The 20,653-nt window shown below is 41.4% G+C and carries 12 protein-coding genes; 2 read left to right on the top strand and 10 right to left on the bottom strand.

Going from position 1 to position 20,653, the window contains the following annotated elements; all coding sequences use genetic code 11:
• Window positions 1–4: 4 nt before the first annotated feature.
• From LC455_RS07660 to LC455_RS07635, 6 genes are all read right to left on the bottom strand, one after another.
• Window positions 5–1,579 (bottom strand): fatty acid--CoA ligase, encoded by a 1,575-nt coding sequence (locus tag LC455_RS07660; protein WP_223589557.1) that lies wholly within the window; start codon window positions 1,577–1,579, stop codon window positions 5–7.
• A 171-nt stretch (window positions 1,580–1,750) separates the two neighbouring features.
• Window positions 1,751–2,908 (bottom strand): thiolase family protein, encoded by a 1,158-nt coding sequence (locus LC455_RS07655; RefSeq protein WP_223589555.1) that lies wholly within the window; start codon window positions 2,906–2,908, stop codon window positions 1,751–1,753.
• Window positions 2,909–2,926: 18 nt separating this feature from the next.
• Entirely contained in the window at window positions 2,927–4,072 is a 1,146-nt protein-coding gene (locus tag LC455_RS07650; protein WP_223589553.1) for an acyl-CoA dehydrogenase family protein, read from the bottom strand.
• A gap of 38 nt (window positions 4,073–4,110) precedes the next feature.
• Window positions 4,111–5,634, bottom strand: coding sequence for an acyl-CoA synthetase (locus tag LC455_RS07645; RefSeq protein WP_223589551.1), 1,524 nt, complete (start codon window positions 5,632–5,634; stop codon window positions 4,111–4,113).
• Window positions 5,635–5,789: 155 nt separating this feature from the next.
• Complete coding sequence (locus LC455_RS07640) at window positions 5,790–7,535, bottom strand: sigma-54-dependent Fis family transcriptional regulator (protein ID WP_223589549.1); 1,746 nt, start codon at window positions 7,533–7,535, stop codon at window positions 5,790–5,792.
• 114 nt (window positions 7,536–7,649) lie between these two features.
• Entirely contained in the window at window positions 7,650–8,417 is a 768-nt protein-coding gene (locus tag LC455_RS07635) for a 3-hydroxyacyl-CoA dehydrogenase (protein ID WP_223589547.1), read from the bottom strand.
• Between the two features lie 207 nt (window positions 8,418–8,624).
• Between LC455_RS07635 and LC455_RS07630 the strand changes: the two genes are divergently transcribed.
• A complete protein-coding gene (locus LC455_RS07630; RefSeq protein ID WP_223589855.1) occupies window positions 8,625–9,581 on the top strand; it encodes a D-2-hydroxyacid dehydrogenase in 957 nt (318 codons plus the stop codon).
• Window positions 9,582–9,596: 15 nt separating this feature from the next.
• The gene (locus LC455_RS07625; protein WP_223589546.1) at window positions 9,597–10,529 is read left to right on the top strand and encodes a glycerophosphodiester phosphodiesterase; all 933 of its coding nucleotides are present in this window, start codon (window positions 9,597–9,599) and stop codon (window positions 10,527–10,529) included.
• A gap of 34 nt (window positions 10,530–10,563) precedes the next feature.
• Here the strand turns inward: LC455_RS07625 and LC455_RS07620 are convergent, their stop codons facing one another.
• From LC455_RS07620 to lacD, 4 genes are all read right to left on the bottom strand, one after another.
• The gene (locus LC455_RS07620) at window positions 10,564–11,790 is read right to left on the bottom strand and encodes an RtcB family protein (protein ID WP_223589544.1); all 1,227 of its coding nucleotides are present in this window, start codon (window positions 11,788–11,790) and stop codon (window positions 10,564–10,566) included.
• A gap of 168 nt (window positions 11,791–11,958) precedes the next feature.
• The gene (locus LC455_RS07615; RefSeq protein WP_223589543.1) at window positions 11,959–14,715 is read right to left on the bottom strand and encodes a dynamin family protein; all 2,757 of its coding nucleotides are present in this window, start codon (window positions 14,713–14,715) and stop codon (window positions 11,959–11,961) included.
• Window positions 14,716–15,016: 301 nt separating this feature from the next.
• Window positions 15,017–19,420 (bottom strand): endo-alpha-N-acetylgalactosaminidase family protein, encoded by a 4,404-nt coding sequence (locus LC455_RS07610; protein WP_223589541.1) that lies wholly within the window; start codon window positions 19,418–19,420, stop codon window positions 15,017–15,019.
• 235 nt (window positions 19,421–19,655) lie between these two features.
• Complete coding sequence (gene lacD / locus LC455_RS07605; RefSeq protein ID WP_223589540.1) at window positions 19,656–20,642, bottom strand: tagatose-bisphosphate aldolase; 987 nt, start codon at window positions 20,640–20,642, stop codon at window positions 19,656–19,658.
• Between the last annotated feature and the right edge of the window lie 11 nt (window positions 20,643–20,653).

Raw genomic sequence — 20,653 nt, 5'->3', positions numbered from 1 at the left:
TTTCCTACGAATTCGGTGATCTTGGTGCGAAAAGCTCCTCCAGCTGTTTACGCAGTACAAATTTTTGGATTTTACCGCTGGCATTGCGCGGTAAAACTTCTATGAAAATATATTTCCGAGGGCGCTTGTAGTTCGCCAGCTTATCACTAGTTTTACAGAATTCATCCAGCTCTTGTTCAGTCACATTCGGGTCCTTTTTTACAACAAAAGCTGTCACGGTTTCCCCCCACCTGTCATCAGGCTGTCCCACAATGGCAACATCCAGAACGCCAGGATGGGCATGCAATACATCCTCAACTTCACGCGGGTAAATGTTTTCACCGCCGCTGATAATCATATCATCAACACGGTCATTGACATAAAGGTAGCCTTCTTCATCGAGATACCCAATATCTCCTGAATGGTACCAGCCCTTATACAACGCTTTTACTGTTGCTTCTTCACGATTGTAATAACCGATCATCATACTAGGACCCTGAACAATGATTTCCCCTGTTTCACCCGCTGGAACAACATCGTCTGGGTCGGATGGTCCGTCCTCTCTTGTCCGAACAATCCGAATATCATGGCTGATTGCGGCCTGGCCTGCAGATCCTGCTTTTCTCAGCTGATCAGTCTCAGACAGGAAAGTAATCGCCGGGCCCATCTCCGTCATCCCATAGGCCTGAACTAAGGAGATTCCTAAGCGGTCATGAAGAGCATGTACGAGTGATGGAGCCATTGGGGCCGCACCATATAAGCCGAGCTTCAGACTTGATAGGTTGTACTGACTTAAATCTTCTTGAAGCAGCATATTCCACATCGTAGGGGCCGCAAATAGCTTAGTTATTTTTTCTTGTTCCATTAATTGAAGAATTTTTGGTGGATTAAATTGGTGCAGAATGACATTTCTTGCACCTACATGTACCCTTGGAAGAAAGTTGCAATGGAGTTCCGCACAATGAAACATCGGTGCTGTCACTAGACCTACATCATTTGCCTCAAGTTTGCAGGATGCTATGCAAAGGATGCTTTGTTCAAGCATATTGCGGTGGCTATGCATGACACCTTTTGGCCTGCCTGTTGTCCCGCTCGTATAGATAAAAGCATACAAATCGTTCTCATTTACTTCGATTTGAACGTCTTCTGTTGTTGAAGCAGCTAGTTTATCTCGGTAGCTGGCCGCATAAGACGGGGCATCGTTGTCAATAAACCAGAAGGACATTTTTTCAAAACGTTTTTCTATTGCCGCAATAATAGGCTCTAAAGCTTGCTCAAAAAGGACTACTTTGGGAGCGGCATCTGAAAGGATATAAGCTACTTCTTCAGGCATTAGGCGGAAATTGATCGGGTTAAAAATGGCTCCGATTTTAGAGCAGGCAAAAAAGGCAGTTCCTAATTCTTCCGTATTAAACATGAACGTGGAGACACGGTCGCCTTTTTTTACTCCTTCTTTGAGAAGGGCATTGGCAAGACGATTTACTTGTTCGTTCCATTCCTTATAGGAGTACCTGACATTTTTTCTGACATCATAAATGGCTTCCTTGTTTGGAAACTTTTTCACCGTTAAATCGAAGACTTTTCCAATCGTAATGCTCATTCAATCGCCTCCACCAGTATTTTTTTAGGCAATCGGCGGAACCGATTGCCTTTTACGGACTTTTATTTGCTATAAATTGGGGGTTATTTGCGAATTAAGCCCTTTTCTTTACGAATCTTCATTGTTTATTTGGGGAAAACCCGAATTTATTTGTGAATCCGAATTCACGAATTAATCTAAGCGTTCAATTATCGTCGCATTTGCCATTCCATGGCCCTCGCACATTGTTTGTAAGCCGAAACGGCCTCCTGAACGCTCGAGCTCATGCATCATTGTCACCATTAGGCGCGCGCCGCTGCCGCCTAGAGGGTGACCAAGGGCAATGGCACCTCCATTAGGATTAAGTTTAGCTGGATTTGCACCGGTGTCCCTCAGCCATGCCATCGCAACCGGAGCGAATGCTTCATTCACTTCAAATACATCAATATCGTTAATTGATAAGCCAGCCTTTTCGAGCGCTTTTTTGGTAGCCGGAATTGGTCCTGTCAGCATTAACGTTGGATCAGACCCAACCACTACTCGGGTATGAACACGGAAACGCGGTTTAAGACCGAGTTCATCTGCTTTTTCACGGGACATAAGCAGTACCGCAGCAGCCCCGTCGCTTATTTGGCTGGAATTTCCGGCATGAATCACGCCGTCTTCTTTGAACGATGTCTTGAGTCCTGCCAATGCTTCAAGTGAAGTCCCTTTTCGAGGACCCGAATCTTCCTTGATGACTGCCGTCGTTCCATCCGGAAGCGTCACTTCTAAAGGAAAAATTTCTCTAGCAAAATAACCTTCCTCTTGGGCCTTTAATGCTTTTTGATGGCTTTCAAGTGAAAATTGATCAAGTTCCTCACGAGTAAAACCATAGTTTTCGGCGATTCTCTCAGCAGACAGCCCTTGGTGGATCATTTCGTACTTCGACCTTAAATTAGGGCTAAAAGGCTCTTCGGCACCTTTATAGTTTGATCCCATTGGAACACGAGACATGCTCTCTACACCGCCGGCAATCACTACATCCATATCGCCTGCTAAAATAGCCTGTGCTGCAAAATGGACAGCTTGCTGGCTTGATCCGCATTGGCGGTCAATCGTGGTACCTGGCACCTCAATTGGAAGGCCGGCAATTAAAGCAGCAACCCTGGCAATATCTCCCGCCTGTTCACCGGATTGAGTAACACAACCTAAAATGACATCATCAATAATGGCTGGATCAATTCCAGCGCGGTTCACTAATTCCTTTAAGGTTAACGCCGCTAAGTCGTCAGGACGGATATCTTTTAAAACGCCGTTTCTTCTTCCTACCGGTGTACGTACACCTTCTACAATTACTACTTCACGCATGATCATTTTCCCCTCTTTCTATAATCCTAAATTTTTAGCAACAATTGTTTTCATAATTTCATTTGTGCCGGCGTAAATGCTTGCGACCTGAATATCACGAAATCGTCTCGCAATCTCGTATTCTTCCATATACCCATATCCGCCGTGGAGCTGCATGCATTCGGTCGCCACTTTCTTGGCGTTTTCCGTCAGCTTCCATTTCGCCATCGACACTTTGGTCACGATGTTTTGCCCCTCGATATGCTCAGCAATTAACTGATCTAAAAAGGAACGCCCCATTTGATTGTCTGCAGCCATTTCAACAATTTTAAACTGCGTATTTTGGAACTTGCTAATCGGTTTTCCAAACGCTTCTCGACTTTTTACATAATCAATGGTTATTTTAAGCATGACCTCTGAAGCCGTTTGCGCCCCGATTGCGGTAAGCAGGCGTTCCTGCTGGAGCTTTTCCATTAAATAAAGAAAGCCCTTGCCCTCTTCTCCGAGTAAATTCTCCTTCGGAACTCGGCAATCCTCAAAAATCAATTCTGCTGTATCCTGAGAGTGCAGACCGACTTTGTTCAGCTTTCTGCCTCTTGAAAATCCTGGTGAATCCCTTTCAATAACAAGCAGGGAAACCCCTTTATGCTTCGGAACAGCATGGATGTCAGTCTTCACAGCAACAACGATTAGATCCGATTGAATTCCATTAGTGATAAACGTTTTTTGTCCATTGACAATATAGTGGTCCCCATCCAGTTTAGCCGTCGTTTTAATGTTGGCCAGGTCAGAACCCGTCCCCGGCTCAGTCATCGCAATCGCGGTTATGATATCTCCAGTGACACATTTCGGAAGCCAGCGCTGTTTTTGCTCTTCAGTTCCGTAGGAGGTAATGTAGGGAACAACAATATCATTATGCAGACCTATCCCGACTAAACCAGTGCCGACCTTCTCTAATTCCTCATTAATGACAACGGAGAAACCCCAGTCGACTTCACTGCCCCCATACTTTTCATCAATATCAGGGCAAAGAAATCCCTGCTCCCCCATCTTCCTCCAAAAGGAGCGGGGAATCATCCTGTTCTCCTCCCACTGGTCATAAAAGGGATATGCTTCACGCTCTAAAAACTTTCTCAATGACGCCCGGAAAATTTCGTGATCTTCGTTTAAGTATGGATGTTTCATTTGAAAAACTCCTTTCTTAATATGAAAACGCTTCCGATTCAAACGTTAATTTGATTCATTTTTTGACGCAGCTGATATTTTAATATTTTTCCAGATGCGTTCCGCGGCAGCCGCTTTTCGATTAAAATCCTCCTAGGGACCTTATATCCTGCAAGCTTTTGACGGCAGAAGCAGCGTAATTCCTGTTCATCAATCACTGCCCCATCTTTGGGTACAATGACAGCGCACACAGCTTCCCCCCAGACTTCATCTGGAAGTCCGATAATTGCTGCTTCGAGAACAGCTGGATGCTCATAAAGAACACTTTCTACCTCGACTGAATAAACATTTTCCCCGCCAGAAATAATCATGTCTTTTTTCCGGTCAACTAGCGTGATATAGCCTTCCCCATCAATCGTTGCTAGATCACCTGTATAAAGCCAGCCATCTTTAAAAGTACTCTTCGTTTCTTCCGGCTTTTTATAATATTCCTTCATGACCATTGGGCTTCGAAGAATAAATTCACCTACTACGCCTGGAAGCACATCTTTGCCTTCCTCATTGACAACCCTTGTTTCGGTCATGAAAATTGGTTTTCCACCCTTCCCTAGATGCTTCCTATGACCTTCAGGATCAAGAAGAATTCCGCCTGGGCCTCCCTCCGTTAACCCGCACAAATTGTAAAATTGATCGGTTTTAAAAAGTTCCATACTTTTTTTGACGAGTTCCGGGGCCATTGGGGCAGCACCATACCCGCATCTCTTAATGGATGATAAATCGTATTCGGCTGCATTCGGTACTTGAAGAAGAAAGGTAAACATCGCAGGAACGGCAAATAGATGGGTAATTTTATGCTCTTGAATTGCTTGAAGTGTTTTGACTGGATGAAAATCTCGATGGATAATGTGTGTCGCGCCTAGTGCGACACCTGAAATAAGGAAAAGATTTAACTGGGCTGAATGGAATAATGGTGCTAAATGGAGAATACTTTCATGCTGCCTAAGCCCCATATTGATGGTAACAGAGATTCCAACTTTAAAAATTTGACTATGATCAAAAAGGGCACCCTTAGGGCGGCCAGTTGTCCCTGAGGTGTACAAAATTTCTACATCATCCTTTTCGAAAACCTCTATTTCTGGCTCGTTTGGGTTTTCGGATAACACTTTTTCAAAGGAATAAAAATCTTCTGTTTCCGGTTCACCCACCACGATAACCGAGCGGACAGCCGTACCTTGTTTTGCTTCAGAAATGGTTTTTTCAAACTCCTTGTCACACACAACAAAGGATGCGTCTGATTGCCCTAAAATGTATTCGACCTCCGAAGCGGTTAAACGGAAGTTAACTGGGACGGCCACTGCGCCAATTTTTGCAGCGGCAAAAAAAGTGAACACAAAGTGATCCGAATTTTTCATCATCAAGGCAAGCTTTTCGCCCTTTTTAAATCCTAAGGAAATCAAGCCATGAGCAAACCTGTTCACTTCCTCATTAAATTGGCGATATGTATAGCTTCTTCCCTCACATTCTATCGCCAATAATTCTGGAAACTTGCGGGCACTTTGAGATAATAGGCTGCCAATCTTCATAATAAGGGACCCCCTAGAAAAAATGTACTCCATCCTTAAATATGCAATTATTGTGCCATTATTCAGAAAAATAGATATATCGCCCCACATGGTTCTTTGAATGTTGTTCTTCTATACATAAGGAACAAATGAGTGTCCATTAATTGGACATTCTTTTAAATCGTCAATTGATACTTTTTAATTTTTTCATACAAACCTGACCGGCTGATCCCTAGTAATCTTGCAGCCTGGACTTTATTTCCTTGTACTTGGACCAGTGCCTTTTTAATCGCTTCTAGTTCCGCATTTTCAACCATTGAAACCTTTATAGCCGCTTCAGGTTTACCGACCTGCTTTATTAAATACTCTGGAAGATCCTCGTATTTGATTTTTCCACTTTCCGCAAAGGTCATCGCGCGCTCCATCACATTTCGTAATTCGCGGACATTCCCGGGCCAATCGTAACTAAGAAGGGCAGCTCTAGCGTGGTCCTCGATTCCGGTAATACTTGTTCCTAATATTTGGTTAAAGTCAATCATAATCTTCCCTACTAAGAAATCCGTATCATAAAGACGATCCCGAAGCGGCGGGACATTTAAGGAAATTACATTTAGGCGGTAGTATAAATCCTCCCTAAAAAGGCCCTCTTTGACCATTTCTTCCAGATTTCGATTAGTGGCTGCAATAATTCTAACGTCCACTTGAATTCTTGCAGTCCCTCCTACCCTGTAGAATTCCCTCTCTTGGAGGACGCGCAGCAATTTTGCCTGCAAGGATAGAGACATGTCACCAATTTCATCGAGAAAAAGTGTTCCACCGTTAGCTAAATCAAATTTGCCGATTTTCCCCTTTAGTTTGGCACCGGTAAAGGCACCTTCTTCATAACCAAAAAACTCTGATTCTAGTAAATCCTCCGGTATGGCTGCACAATTGACTATGACGAACTTGCCGGTACTTCTGGCACTACTGTTGTGAATAGCGTGCGCAAACAGCTCTTTCCCTGTCCCGCTTTCCCCGCGGATAAGCACCGTTGACCGCCCTTTTGCTGCTTTAGCTCCGCTTTTTTTCAGTTTTTCCATATAGGGGTCAATAGTCAAAAGATGGTCCCAGGTAAACTTAGCTGATTCAGATTTCTGGTATTCCTGATGATAAAAATTAGCTTTATTTTCCGCCTTCTGCAGCTTTTTGAATAGTTCGCTTACCTCATTTAATTGCCGGAATACCACCTTGCCAATTACTCCGATGACATTTCCATCTTCAATAATCGGAATACGGTGGACGATATACTTAATGCCGCTCACTTCTAAAAAGCCGCCTACTTCAGCTGTTTCCGATTCGTAGACATGGTCTAATTGAAGCTGTGGCAGCGCTTTCGATACTGGCTTGTGCAATACCTGCTCTAACGAAAGATTGAATAATTCCAGCAGCGGCGGGCTGACCATTTGAATGATTTTCTTTTCATCCGTCATCACAATTCCGTCAAATGCGTGTTTGAATGCTGTTTCTAATGTTCTTTTTAAGTTTTTTATCGTTTGTAATTCTTGTGAGGTTTGGAGCAGGGACATGACCATATCCGTTTTCGTCAGAATACCGACAACGCGGTTCATTTCATCCACGACAATACCGGTTCCAACCTTGCTGTTTTTAACCATTTCTTCAATCTTTGCATAAGGAGTATCGACCGAAACAGTTTCAACCTGCTTTTTTATGTAATTTTGAATAGGAGTGGATAGAGGACATTCTTGTACAACCATTTGATAAAGGCTGCTACGAGTAAAAACTCCCACTAATCTTCTGGAGGGGTCTGTTACAGGAAGCAGGTTCCATTTCTTTTTATCAATGAGTCTGATAGCTTCTTTTAAAGTTGTTTCTTCCGTTACAAAACAATCAACTGGGGTAATAATTTCTTTAAATTGGAGCATTTTTTCACTCCTCACTTTTTCAGATACTTATATTGTAACAAAAATACATTTTTATTAGAATTTTTTAACTATTTATATAAAAAGAAGACCCAAAGGCCTTCTCGGAAAATATCATTATTTCGGCTGCATTCTTATCGCGCCATCGAGGCGGATCGTTTCACCATTAAGCATTGGGTTTTCAATAATGCTTTGAACCAGTTGTGCGTATTCAGCAGGGTACCCTAGCCTTGGCGGGAACGGCACCATTTTTCCAAGTGAATCCCGCGCATCTTGAGGAAGTGTGTCAAACATCGGAGTATGAAAAAGACCTGGAGCAATGGTCATAACGCGGATACCGTATCGGGCAAGCTCCCTCGCGATCGGCAGCGTCATCCCAACAATTCCTCCTTTAGATGCGCTATATGCCGCCTGGCCAATTTGGCCGTCAAAAGCTGCAACAGAGGCGGTATTGATGATTACCCCTCTTTCATTTTTATCATTTACCTCATTCGTGATCATCTTCTCGGCAGCAAGGCGAATCACATTAAACGTTCCTACTAAATTTACATTTATTACTCTAGAAAAAAGTGATAGATTGTGTGTACCATTTCGGCCAAGGACTTTCTCGGCAATTCCAATACCTGCACAATTCACAACGGCATTCACGGCCCCCATAAAATCCGCCGCTTTACTAACCGCCCTTTGAATGTCCTCTTCCTTTGTAACATCTGTTTTTAAAAATAAAACGGCTTCACCTAGTTCTTCTTGAAGATGAAGGCCATTTTCTTCTGATTGGTCAAAAATGACTGCCTTTCCTCCATTTCCAACGATATTCCGTACCGTTGCTTCTCCCAATCCAGAGGCTCCACCAGTTACAATCGCACGGCAATCTTGAATTTGCATATTCAATCCCTCCAATAAAAGTTACTAATAGTCTAAGTGCAATTTCTGTGCCATTAAAAATGAATAGCTAGCAAAGCCTTTCCAATTCCCTACTGTATTTCGACTGGACAGTTTAACATGCATAGTGACCAATAATTGTACACCTTTTGGAATAAAAAGCTGTTATCATAAAACAGAGAATGACTATTTGAACGGAGGAATGGCATGATGAGAAAATTAGTGGTTACTCATAATCTTGAACAAAAACTGCTTGATCAAATTAAACAGATTATTCCCGATTGGGAACTAATTGCTGGTAAAGATAAAGAAGTTTGGCAAAACCATGTAAAGGATGCAGAAATCATTGCAGGGTGGAAGCAGGGTTTAAAAGATGATTGCCTTGCACCAGAGTCAAATCTAAAGTGGCTGCAATCCTGGAGTGCAGGCGTTAATTCTATGCCTCTAGAAGAATTAGAAGCAAAAAATATTTTGTTAACAAGCGCAAATGGTGTGCACGCCTTTCCGATTTCAGAATCCATCTTTGCCCTAATGCTTGGATTAACGAGAAAAATCCATACATATGTAAAAAATCAACAAACAAAAACATGGCATCATGCCAATATGAATTTAGAACTGCATGAAAAGACCGTTGGAATCATTGGTGTTGGAGCGATCGGAAAAGAAGCGGCGAAAATTGCCAAAGCATTTGGAATGAAGGTACTTGGTGTCAGGCACTCAGGAATGCCTGAGGAATTTGTTGATGAAATGTACAGTTCAGATCAATTAGACCTCGTTCTGCCAAATTGCGATTATGTGGTGGTAACCTTACCTCTTACAAAGAAAACTCGTCAGTTATTTGGAGCGAAACAATTTAAGAAAATGAAATCATCAGCCTTTTTCATTAATATCGGCCGTGGTGAGATTGTCGTTGAAGCGGACCTCGTACACGCGCTTAAAGAAAGTACCATTGCAGGAGCGGGACTGGATGTATTTGAAAAAGAACCATTAAGTCCTGATAGTCCTTTATGGGAAATGGATAATGTAATCATCACCCCTCACACTTCAGGCTCAACGGAGCATTACAACAAGAGGGTAGTAGAAAATATTTTGATTCCAAACCTAAAAGACTATCTTTCTGGTAAAAAACCATCCAAAAATCTTGTCGATTTTTTAAAAGGGTATTAACAAAGGGGTTTTTTCATGCAGCAAGTTACACTCGAAAAAAAAAAAAAGAAGAAACGCAGGTTAAACGCTTTAAAGTGGGGCCTTCCTGCGCTTCTTGTTTTTCTATTGGCAGTAAATTTTTTGCCTGTAAGCCCGATTAAAGAAAAAAGCTTTTTCAAAAATGGCCGGCCATTGGTGATTGCCCATCAAGGCGGTGAGCTGCTTGCCCCTTCTAACACGATGGCAGCATTCACGAACGCTGCCGACATGGGGGTGGATGCCCTTGAAACAGACCTCCATATTACAAAAGATGGATATTTGGTTGCCATCCACGATCCAACTGTGGACCGAACAACCAATGGACACGGTAAGGTAGCTGACCTGACATTAGAAGAAATTCAAATACTTGATGCGGGCTATCAATTTAAAGATCTGAATGATCAATATCGTTACCGTGGCAAAGGAGTTTATATCCCGACTGCCGAAGAAATGTTCCAAACCTTTGGCAATATGCGAATCGAAATGGAGATTAAAGATGATAATCCACCTGAACGGATTGACGAAATAGCCTCCAAGCTTTGGGCATTAATAAAGAAGTATCATATGGAGGATAAAATCTTGGTCGCATCTTTCGATCAAGAGATCCTCAATTCGTTTGAAAAATATGCAAAAGGCCGGGTTGCTACCACAGCAGGCAGGCAAGAAGTCAAAAGCTTTGTGATTTTTCATAAATTCTTTTTACGCAACCTTTATCAGCCCCATGTGGATGCTTTCCAGCTCCCTTCCGAAGATAGCGGATTTGACTTAACAGACAATAAGCTAATTGACGGAGCGCATCGCCGGGGAATGCAAATGCATTATTGGACGATTGATAATCCGAAGGAAATGAAGAGACTAATTGACGCAGGTGCGGACGGTATTTTAACGAATCGGCCAGATTTGCTTCTGAAATTACTTCATGAAAAATAATTTAAGGGCTGCTTCAATCGAAGCAGCCCTTTAGTTATTTCTTATATCTTGCCGGACTGTATTTTTCGCTGGCTTTGAAGTTATAAACTGGTTTAATAATGCTTGCAATTTCAACTGTTTCTTCCACTTTTTCTAAAATTTCTTTCATCGATTTATAAGCCATCGGTGCTTCATCCAATGTTTCTTCCGAGACAGATGTCGTCCAAATGCCCTTCATCGTATTGTGGAAATCATCCATAATTAGCGTTTTCATCGCTTTTGTCCTGCTAAGGACACGGCCCGCGCCATGCGGCGCTGAATAATTCCAATCTTCGTTGCCCTTTCCGACAGCTAAAATCGACCCATCTCTCATGTTGATTGGAATGATAAGACGTTCTCCCTTCTGCGCTGAAACAGCTCCCTTTCGTAAAATCAAGTTATCTGTATCAATATAGTTGTGGACGGTATCGTAACGGTCTTGCTCCTCAAAGCCCATATTCTTCGTTATTGCTCTGGCAATTTCTTCACGGTTTGCCTTCGCAAACGCCTGTGCCAATTTCATGTCATGAATATAATGGTCAAAATCCTCGCCCTCCAAATAGGCTAAATCATTTGGAATGACAGGATTGATTTCTTTGTAGCCCTGAATGGCAGCTTGAATTTCTTTCTGACGCCCAGCAGCCTTTAATTTTTCAATCATGTCCGTTAAATCATGGTTCCTGAGCTTGGAAATCGCTACTTTTTGATAATAGGTGGCAATCTTAGCGCCCACATAGCGGCTGCCAGTATGAATCGTTAAATAGTGGTAGCCATCGGTATCGACTGAGACTTCGATAAAATGGTTGCCGCCGCCAAGAGTTCCTAGGCTATATCGGCTTTTATTCTGGCTTAGAATGTGTTGAGCTTTAAATTCTTCCTCAGATGGAAAACTCGTGTTAATAAACTGAGCAGTCTCATCAGAATGTATCTCCATGCCGCTTGGCACATAGGTCCGAATGACCTGATCCAGCTTATTAAAATCAACCTTTTTATCCTGCAGCTTAACCGTTAATACGCCGCATCCGACATCAACACCTACTAGGTTCGGGACTACCTTATCCTTAAGCTGGATGGTGGTTCCAATCACACATCCTTTTCCAGCATGATAGTCTGGCATAATACTAATCTTTGTATCCTTTAAGAAAGCTTGATTACACAGCTCGTGTATTTGTTCAAGCGCCGTCTCCTGAGGATAATTAGAAAATACTTTTGCTTCTGTTTGAGAACCGGTTATTTTTATCACGAGTTTTCCCTCCTTTTGTAGAAACAATTATCAATAGGCTATCACGGGAAATCCGAATGAGCAATGGATTTTCCATAAGTAATCTATATTACGTACAGGAAACAAAATACCAGTCTTGTAAATAAATAAAAGGAGGATGCCCTTAAGGCATCCCCCAGTTTAATCATATTAATAGATTGTTTGCATTCCCTTTCCCGCAACGGTCATCCATTCGAATTGGCGCAGCCTTACGTCAAATAAGGTTAAAGGGTCGCGGAACATTTCTGGATTCTCATTCATCTTTTCTTGCATTTCTTTTTTCTTCTGAATCTCTGAACGTGCTTCTTCAACAGAACGGTTTAAAATGGCCTTTGGACCCTTGAAAAATAAGGTAACATCGCGCTCTAATGATTTTTCAAACATCTCAAATGGCTGGAAAAACTGCTTATTCACGGCAGCGATTGCTTCAGAATAGTCTTCATTTTCTATAAAGGATTGGTATTTGTTGAAAAGCATGGCTTTATTTTGCGAAATTGCCCCCAGAAGCTTCCCTGCACTTTTTAATAAAAATTGTGAAGGAGTTCGGCGCAGCAGGATATTGACTGTTTCCAACTGGAACCTGGTTGTCATCCTATCTGTATCGCGGCGCCAATCATCGAGCACCCTAAAATCACACTCAAGCTCCAACCGCTCTTCCCCGTACATCTGATTAAATCCATCTCTCATCTCAACAAGAAATTCTTGGTTTTCCTTAAACTCGTCATCTGAACGCTCAATCCAATCTTGAAGTGATCTGTAATATTTCGGCATTACCTTTTGCTCCAAATAATCCTGCAGCCTATTATTCATCTCATCATTGAGCATAAGATGAATTTTACTAAAATCACTGTCTTCCTTGATTAGAGAAGAGCACTCTCGGAGCATTTTTGGCACAGCCACTGAAATTTCTGTCTCAATGGATTCCTTTATTGCCCGATACGATTTTATGGCTGATTTGGTTCTTTGTATTTCGGCATCATTTAGTTGGTTCACCGCACCAGTTAGCTTGATCAGCATTTCTTCGTTCCAGCGAATCGATTCTATTAACTGATTTTCAACATCAATCCGTTTTTGCAAAAGACTGGCGATTGTTGTCCGAATAAAATACAACAGCTTTGCAAGGCGTTTATCCGCTAGATTTCTAGTATTTTTAATGGACTGAATAAACACTTTTAATTCTTTCATTTGCTGATTTTGTTCATATTGTGTAGAAAATGCAAATACCTTAGCATCATGTAAATAGGAGTTGACCATGGCTTTTATGTCATCATAAATTTTATGTGCTTCCTGTTCATTAGGAATAGTCTCCATTTTGCTAATCAAGAAATGAATTGGAATATCCGGTGCAATCTCTTGTATTTGCCCAAGTGCTGCCCACTCTTTATCCGTAAACGAAGCATTGGCATCTACCACAAAAAGAATTGTGTCGGCAATCTGCAGGTTCTTCAGCACTTCATAGCGGTCATAATGGAGCGACCCGGTAAGCCCAGGAGTATCCAGGAACGCAACCTTATTATCTTTAAAAAATGGCATTGGACGCTTTAATTCTATGATGGATTCTAACGCATTTCGTCTTCGATCCATTTTTTCCTGGAATTCCTCTAAACCATTTAGATTGTTAATCTCCCTGTCAGTGATTTCGGTTATGGCCATTTCCTCAGCGTCTTTGAACAGAACAACAGACGATGTTGACCCATCCTGTAATTCGGCACCGAGAACCGTGTTTATAAAGGAAGATTTTCCGCTTCCTTTAAACCCGGCAAGAAGGATATGCTGGGTATCAAAATCAACCAACTGCTGGGCAAGCCACTTGACACGATTATTCTCACCCATGTCATGCTCCTGAGCCCAATTCAATATGGAATCAAAGAGTGACAGACACTCGTCAAGCTCATCCATATCCGTTTCGGTTATACTGATTAATTTTTCAGCTTCACTAACGATGGACTGGCTGATGCTCGCTGGAAAAAGTTCATTCCAAGAAAGGACAGCTGCAGACGCCAATACACTGTTCGCATTGTCAGCCAACCGGTGCCAATTCGTCAGCAAGTCTGGAATGATATCCTGAAGCTGATTTATATAATACCTGCCATCAATAAAGGTGAAATACGTTTCTTTATGTCGTTTTGAAAGCTCTTGATAGTTTTCATTACGATTTAAATCAAGATTGAGGAGCAAGTGATTGATTTCCCTCAACCAAACAAAATAAGATTCTTCATCCTGATAGCTATTCCACAATGAAGAAACAAGCTGTTCAAAGCTTTTTTTATTCAGATTAAACAAGATGCTTAAGGCATGCGAAAAATAACTTGGATCAAAGTTTTTCGTTACACCATTTTCTACATATGTATGCAGAATTTCAAACCATTCTAACGCTTCCGTCCGCTTGGCTTCATTCACCGCCAGTTCAACGGCATTGTTCCAGTCCCCCTGCTCTTCGAAGAATGCCCGGGCGATTTCGGTCACATTCGGATAATCAGGGTTAGAGTTGATTGTTCTTTTGATAATCGCAACAGCCGCCTCCAGCTTTCCGCGTTCAAGATAGAGTGAAAATAGCTGTAAGGCTACTTCCGTTTTTAATGTAAGATCTTCTGTTTCTATGGCACTATAAAGATCTTCCGCCGTTGATAACATTCCCAGCTCATAGTAGGCATCTGCCGTATTTTTCTTCGCCCACTGTTCCAGTTCATTGACAATGTTTTCCCACTTAAAAATCGCCGTTTCATAATCTTTATGGTGAAAATACACTTCCCCTTGTGCAAAGCGTATGTAAGATAGGTCGGGTAAATCCTTTTGTGCTTCCTCCTGAAAGGCTTCTCCAAGAACCTGAATCGGATGAATAGTTTCATGCTCATTAATGAACATTTCATAGTATTTCTTTTGTTTCAATTGCTTCTCTAACGTCATTAAAATTCCCTCCAATGGCAACCACTCTATGTCATTCATATGGTAAAGAGGCATAATTATTCCTCATACGATTCGAATATAAGTTTGAATTTAAGTCCCAATTGTTACAATTTTATCAAAGGAATTTTTTAATAAGATGTCAATTGTATTTCAGTTTGGAGACAACTTTAGGGGATTTGTTCAGGGGGCATCACTTCACATGGAGTTTTTTTCCTGCACATCTACCTCCGAATTCCTTAAAATAAAATAAACCAGCTTGGATTGACTTTAAATTAATCCGTGCTGGTTTCTCTTCTCTTTTCTATTTTTCCATAGTATACGGACTATCAATCTTAGGCAATGTTCCGTTGCTGACCTGTTCAATCCGTAGGTTATCTAAAATAAATGTTCCTGCTCCAGTATCTCCATTCAAACTCGTTCCATCACTAAAAATTCCAATATATGTTTGCCCGTTCGCCGAACCAGTAATAGTAAACTCAGCCCTTTTTGTATCGGTAGAAGCTGGAAGTGTATTATTCAAACTCAGTCCCTTTGCATCCGCAATATCATGATAATCAATTTCTTGATCACCTGAGATAAAGCGATAAGCATAAGCAGTGGTTTGATAGTCAAAGGTTACTCTATAGGTTACTCCCGGTTCAAAGCGAAAGTGCTGAGGAATGGTGCGATACACTAAGCCGTTGTTTCCAGTATTGACTTTAACAGACCAATTTCCTGCGATAACATCATCTACTAATTTTTTGCCGGCCCATCCTTTTTGTGTATACGGTGCATGTAATTCAGACAAGTGAATTCGGTTGTCTTCTACCCCTTCCGTATTCCCTATAACAAATGGGTAAATTCCTTGCACGACCGATTCAAAATTCTGCTCAAATACGTTAGACGATACTTTATTATTCACGGATTTTTGAACGATGCGAATATCGTCAAATTTGGTTATTCCTTCTCCGGCCTCGCGGCTGAGAATGAGTTCAGCCTTTTTAGATGCAGCCGTAAAGCTTACTTGCATTCTTTGCATTTTGCTAGTGTAGCCATCATTTGAAGCATGTGAGTCTGCTTTTACATAATTCTTTTGCAGGCTGCGTAATGTGTAATTGCTTGCATCCTTTTCCCCGTCGGTTACTTTGATTCCGGCTTTTACATCACTATTGTTTTCTACGTAGACTTCTGCCACATAATCTTTACCTGGCACCAGGTTAGTAATGGTACGGGAAACGGTTGTATTCTTTGATGGACTTTCCATATTCAAATAATAGTCACCGCTGCTCAAATTACGGGCATTTCTAGTTTGATTCGTTCTCATAACACTGACGGCATCCTTGTCTCCAGCAACTTTTGTATTTTCATCTTTGACTGTTCCAGAATTGAATCCTGTGTCATAGATATGAGCTCCCTTGCTCCAATCGTCGACCTGTAAGCCCTTCCCCTTTTTGTCCGGAATAACTACATATGGCGTTGCTGCCTCAGCTGTTAAGGTTACCTGATTGTTGACCACTTCGACTTTCTGCACATCAGTTCGGCCTTTATCAGTCACTTTGTACACGTAAACCTTTTTAGATGGACCAACATATCCATCAGGCAATGTCCAGGTTGTAGTACCACCTTCCAAATTCCAATGATACAATTTTTCAGCAGCAGGAGTAGGATTTTCAAAATCCTGTTCCACCCAAGGAATTAAATACGAATGTTCATCAAGGACCACATTTCCATTAAGTGTAATCACTCGTTCTCTAGAATTGTCTTTTCTAGTTACAACAACTTCATCCCCATTACTTGGGTCTTCCAATTTAATTTCCTTTTCCAAGTTGGTTTTGGTTTTGTCACCTTGTACATCCGTCCAATCGGTAACATAATACTTTTGTAAAAATTTAGTCGGCAGATTGGTATCGAAGGTCATGCGGATAAACTGGTCAAAGTTCTTATCCGACTGCCATCCTTCGAAACCGGCTAATTCAAAACCACCAAGTAGTGGGTGATCAGCCGTTCCGCCTGCTTCAGGCCAATTCAACACCCAGGAATCTTTTTGGTGATTACTTATAAAGCGAAGGACTTCAGAGTTGATTCCTTTGCTTGTTGGTCCACCGTAGTTCTTATCTGTAGCCCAGTGCTGCCAAGTAGAATAATTGGCCACTGAAGTACCAAACTCAGTTGAGACTCGCCAGCCTCTATTCATAAATTGCTCTGCAATTCGATCTGATTCCCACTGATCTTGATACCATACATCCAAATAAATAAAGTCAAGACCTGGTGCAGCAGTTTTTAATTCATCCAGCCTTTTGGCACGCGTCCCAGAATATAAATCTTTTAATTTATTAATAGTATAGGATTGATCTAACCAACCCCAGCCCTTGGAATTTGGACTATCAATAAAATCCTCATTAAAAGCTTTGGCTTCAGGATACGTTTCTTGGGCATTTATATGGACACCAAATTCAGAATTGTACTTATGGCCTTCACGAATAAGAGTTTTTAAATCTTCAGCGCCGCCAATCCGTTCACCTGCATCGCCATAATCCGGGTGCCCACTATCATGACCTTCATTCGAATATCCTTTTAACAGAACGGACTGACCCAATCCATCTGTAGCGAGTGCTACCTTTTTAACATTATCCAATGTTTTTAAGAATGGCTGCTGTGCTTGTGATCCAAAATTCATGGCAATGCGTGTGCCGACAAGGTTGTTTACATTTTCTGATCCTTTTATGTCCTGCATGATTTCACGGTAAGCAATCGCACCGTCCTGCCAGTCAATTTCATTGTCGTGATTCAAATCGTCAGCAATTGCAATTTTCACAGTAGGTTTTACTACTTGCGGTTTCGGCATAAATTCTCTTTGATAATAAAGCAAACTTGAACCAATCCCAATCGATTTCGTGCCATCTTCATTTTGATAACGATTAGCTACTAGGTTGCGGTAGCCATTGACTTCGGAACTGGACCATACACCTGCACTCAATTGATCCGTTGATAGGAAACCAGTATAGTAGCTTTCTGATGACCCAATGCCCCCCATCGATGAATCGACAGTGACATCAACATCCCCCGGTTTCGTAACATCACCGCTAAGATTTGTTAATTTTGCTTTCGCATTCGGTTGAGAAGAATTGACGGAGATAAAGTTTAGATCAGCAAATTCCACCGTTTCAATTTTTGCACTTCCGTCATTGGTAATATCCTCAAAAGTATAAATTACTTTATTTTTGTTGACTTTTAATGAAACTTTGAAAACAGCATCAAGGTTTTCAATTTCATCCTTCACTTTTAAAGTATACAGTGCTTCACTTTCGCTCAGTTTTTCAAAACTTACTTCAGGATAGTAAAGCGTACCGTTCACTTTCAATCCGTAAACAGGGGATTTCTGTCCTCCCATAACCTTATTGCCAACCCGGTATTCGATGACACGTGGGAATACTTGGTCAATTATGACATCCAAATAGTCTGACTTTATAGTATCTTCAACTGGTGGAGTATTTGGTGCTTTAGGTGGAACATATTCCTTAATTTTAATGTTTGAAATCGTAATGTTAGCTGCCCCGCGGCTTTTTTCAAATCCAAGTAAACCTGCTTTATCGACACCGCCTGCCAATGACCAAGTATTTACCTTTTTATCATTAATGTAAAGGGTTGCTGAATCATCTATGAATTTCAGGCGTAGATGATAAGTTTTATTGGCTTCCAATGGCACATCTGAGGTCATATCCGTCCAACGGTTAGCAGGGCCAAAGATCTCGCCAAAATACTGATTGTTCTGATCTCCCGTTCCCACATACGTGTAGGCAGATGGATTTTGAACACGGTAGATGAGACCAAAGCGGTTCATGGTGCTAGTTGCTGGAGTAATATCCGCTTCAAAAATACCATTCTTTATTCCATCCATTTTATTGTAGACAATTCGATTCTTTTGGGTTGAGGTAACCTTGAAGGTTGCTGAACCATCTTCATTATAGGTAATACCTCCGTCACCAGAGATAATTTTAAAATCTCCTTCTGTCAGTTGGTTATCCGTAATGTCAACAAGTTCACGGTCACCTGGGCTTGGTCCTGCTTCTCCTGGAGCATCTCCCAATTCAATGAGGACTTGGCTGTTTTTTCCTCCAAAAGCACCAAGTTTAACCGCTTCCTTACCTGCAAGCAGATTATTTACATCATTTGGTAAAGTAACAGGTCCAAATAAATCTTGGCCATCTAAAGTAACATTGAAAGTGGTTCCGCTATAATCAATTTTAATAGAATGTTTAGATCCTGCTTCAGGTAATGATACGCTTGGTCTAGTGTTTAACCAGGTTCCGGTGCCTTTATATTTGTATTCATAGAACCACCCAAATGAGTCATAACCTACAAATACAAAGTTGTTAGGGTCAATATAATGAGGATAGAATCCAAATCTGGTATCTGCTCCTTGCAATTGTGGAATAAAGGTATATTCCATCGTTCCTTTTTCTAGAGCTGTCTTATTTTTTTCTTGAAAAATGGCAGCTTTTGCACCGTTGTCATTTCCTGCACCAGCTCCAAGCCTTGCATAGGCCTTCCCATTCTGGGCGGTCATTTCATTTACTTCATTTCCGCCAGCAGAAATCGTGACCCATGGATTCGTCACCTCTGCAATCGCATGTAACGGCGGAATAAATCCCGTCAAGAACGTTGGCAAAAATAACACAATTGCAAGCAGTGTATAGCTAAATCTCTTGTAATTGTTCCTGCTCAATTCCTCTCCTCCTTTGAATTTACTATTTTTATAGAAGAAGATGACTAACATAAAACACCACCCTCTACATGTAATCTAGCTTACTTTTATTAAAACGCTTCCACAACAAAGATATTGTCCAAATTTTTAGTTATATTGTTTTTTAGTGAATTGCATAAAAAAAACGAACAGAACCCGGCACTGTTCGCTTAAAAAGATTATCCAATTTTGGTAATTTTCAAAAATAGCAGTCTTGTCAATTCGCTTTAGCGAACCAGGAGCTGGCGGTCTCTTTCAACACAGCATTCAATTCTTCAATATTCCTTATACCTGTATCTTTTAACCAGTCACGACCCGCTTGTTCCCCATTTTCAGCAAAAGGTGCGACGCCGTCTTTCCAAGTTGCCCTTCCACATAACACGCCATTAAAGGTAGAGCCAGATTCTTTGGCAAACTTCAATGTTTCTTGGAATAGTTTCGCGCTTACTCCCGCACTCAAGAAGATAAACGGCAGCTCAGTAGCTTCACTTTGCTTTTTGAAAAAGGAAGCTGCCTCTTCCTTACTATAGACTATCTCTCCTTCCGTGAAGCCTTCAACAAATTTCATATCCACTGGAACTTCTACTTTTAATACATCGACATGATACTTTGGTTGGGAGAATTCCTTCATTGCTTCAATTACTTTATGCGGTTTCACTTTTGCATACTCTTTACTTTTCACATTATCATTTTTGGCATCGTAAGACACAATTTCAAGGAAGAATGGAATGTCTTCTGCCACACACTCGGACCCGACTCGTTCCATATAAACATGCTTATATTCGTTAATTTTTTCGTCTTCATCCACATCATAGTACAGTAAAAATTTAACGGCATCTGCACCGGCGTTCTTCAATCGTTTCACGGACCACTCTGGCAATAAATCAGGCAAACGTCCTAGTGCTTTTGCATCGTACCCGGTCTTTTCATAAGCAACCAATAAACCAGCCTCCTTGCTGCGAACCTTTGCAGCGGGCAGTCCATATTCTGGATCTAATAGAATAGCAGTTGAATAGGGTGTCAATTCTTCAGAAACCAATTCTTTAAAGCGGATGATGCCTTCATCTCCAATAGAACTAGAACTTCCTGCTGCAATCATTTTCTTTAATGAACCGCGCTGATCAATTGCTAAAGCCCCGATAATCCCATTTTCATCCGACAAACGCTTTAGAGCTGCTACTTTACTTTCTGTTAATTCTAACAACGAAAATCACC

It is taken from the genome of Neobacillus bataviensis (assembly GCF_019969725.1).
This window is presented reverse-complemented; position numbering and strand designations above follow the sequence as displayed.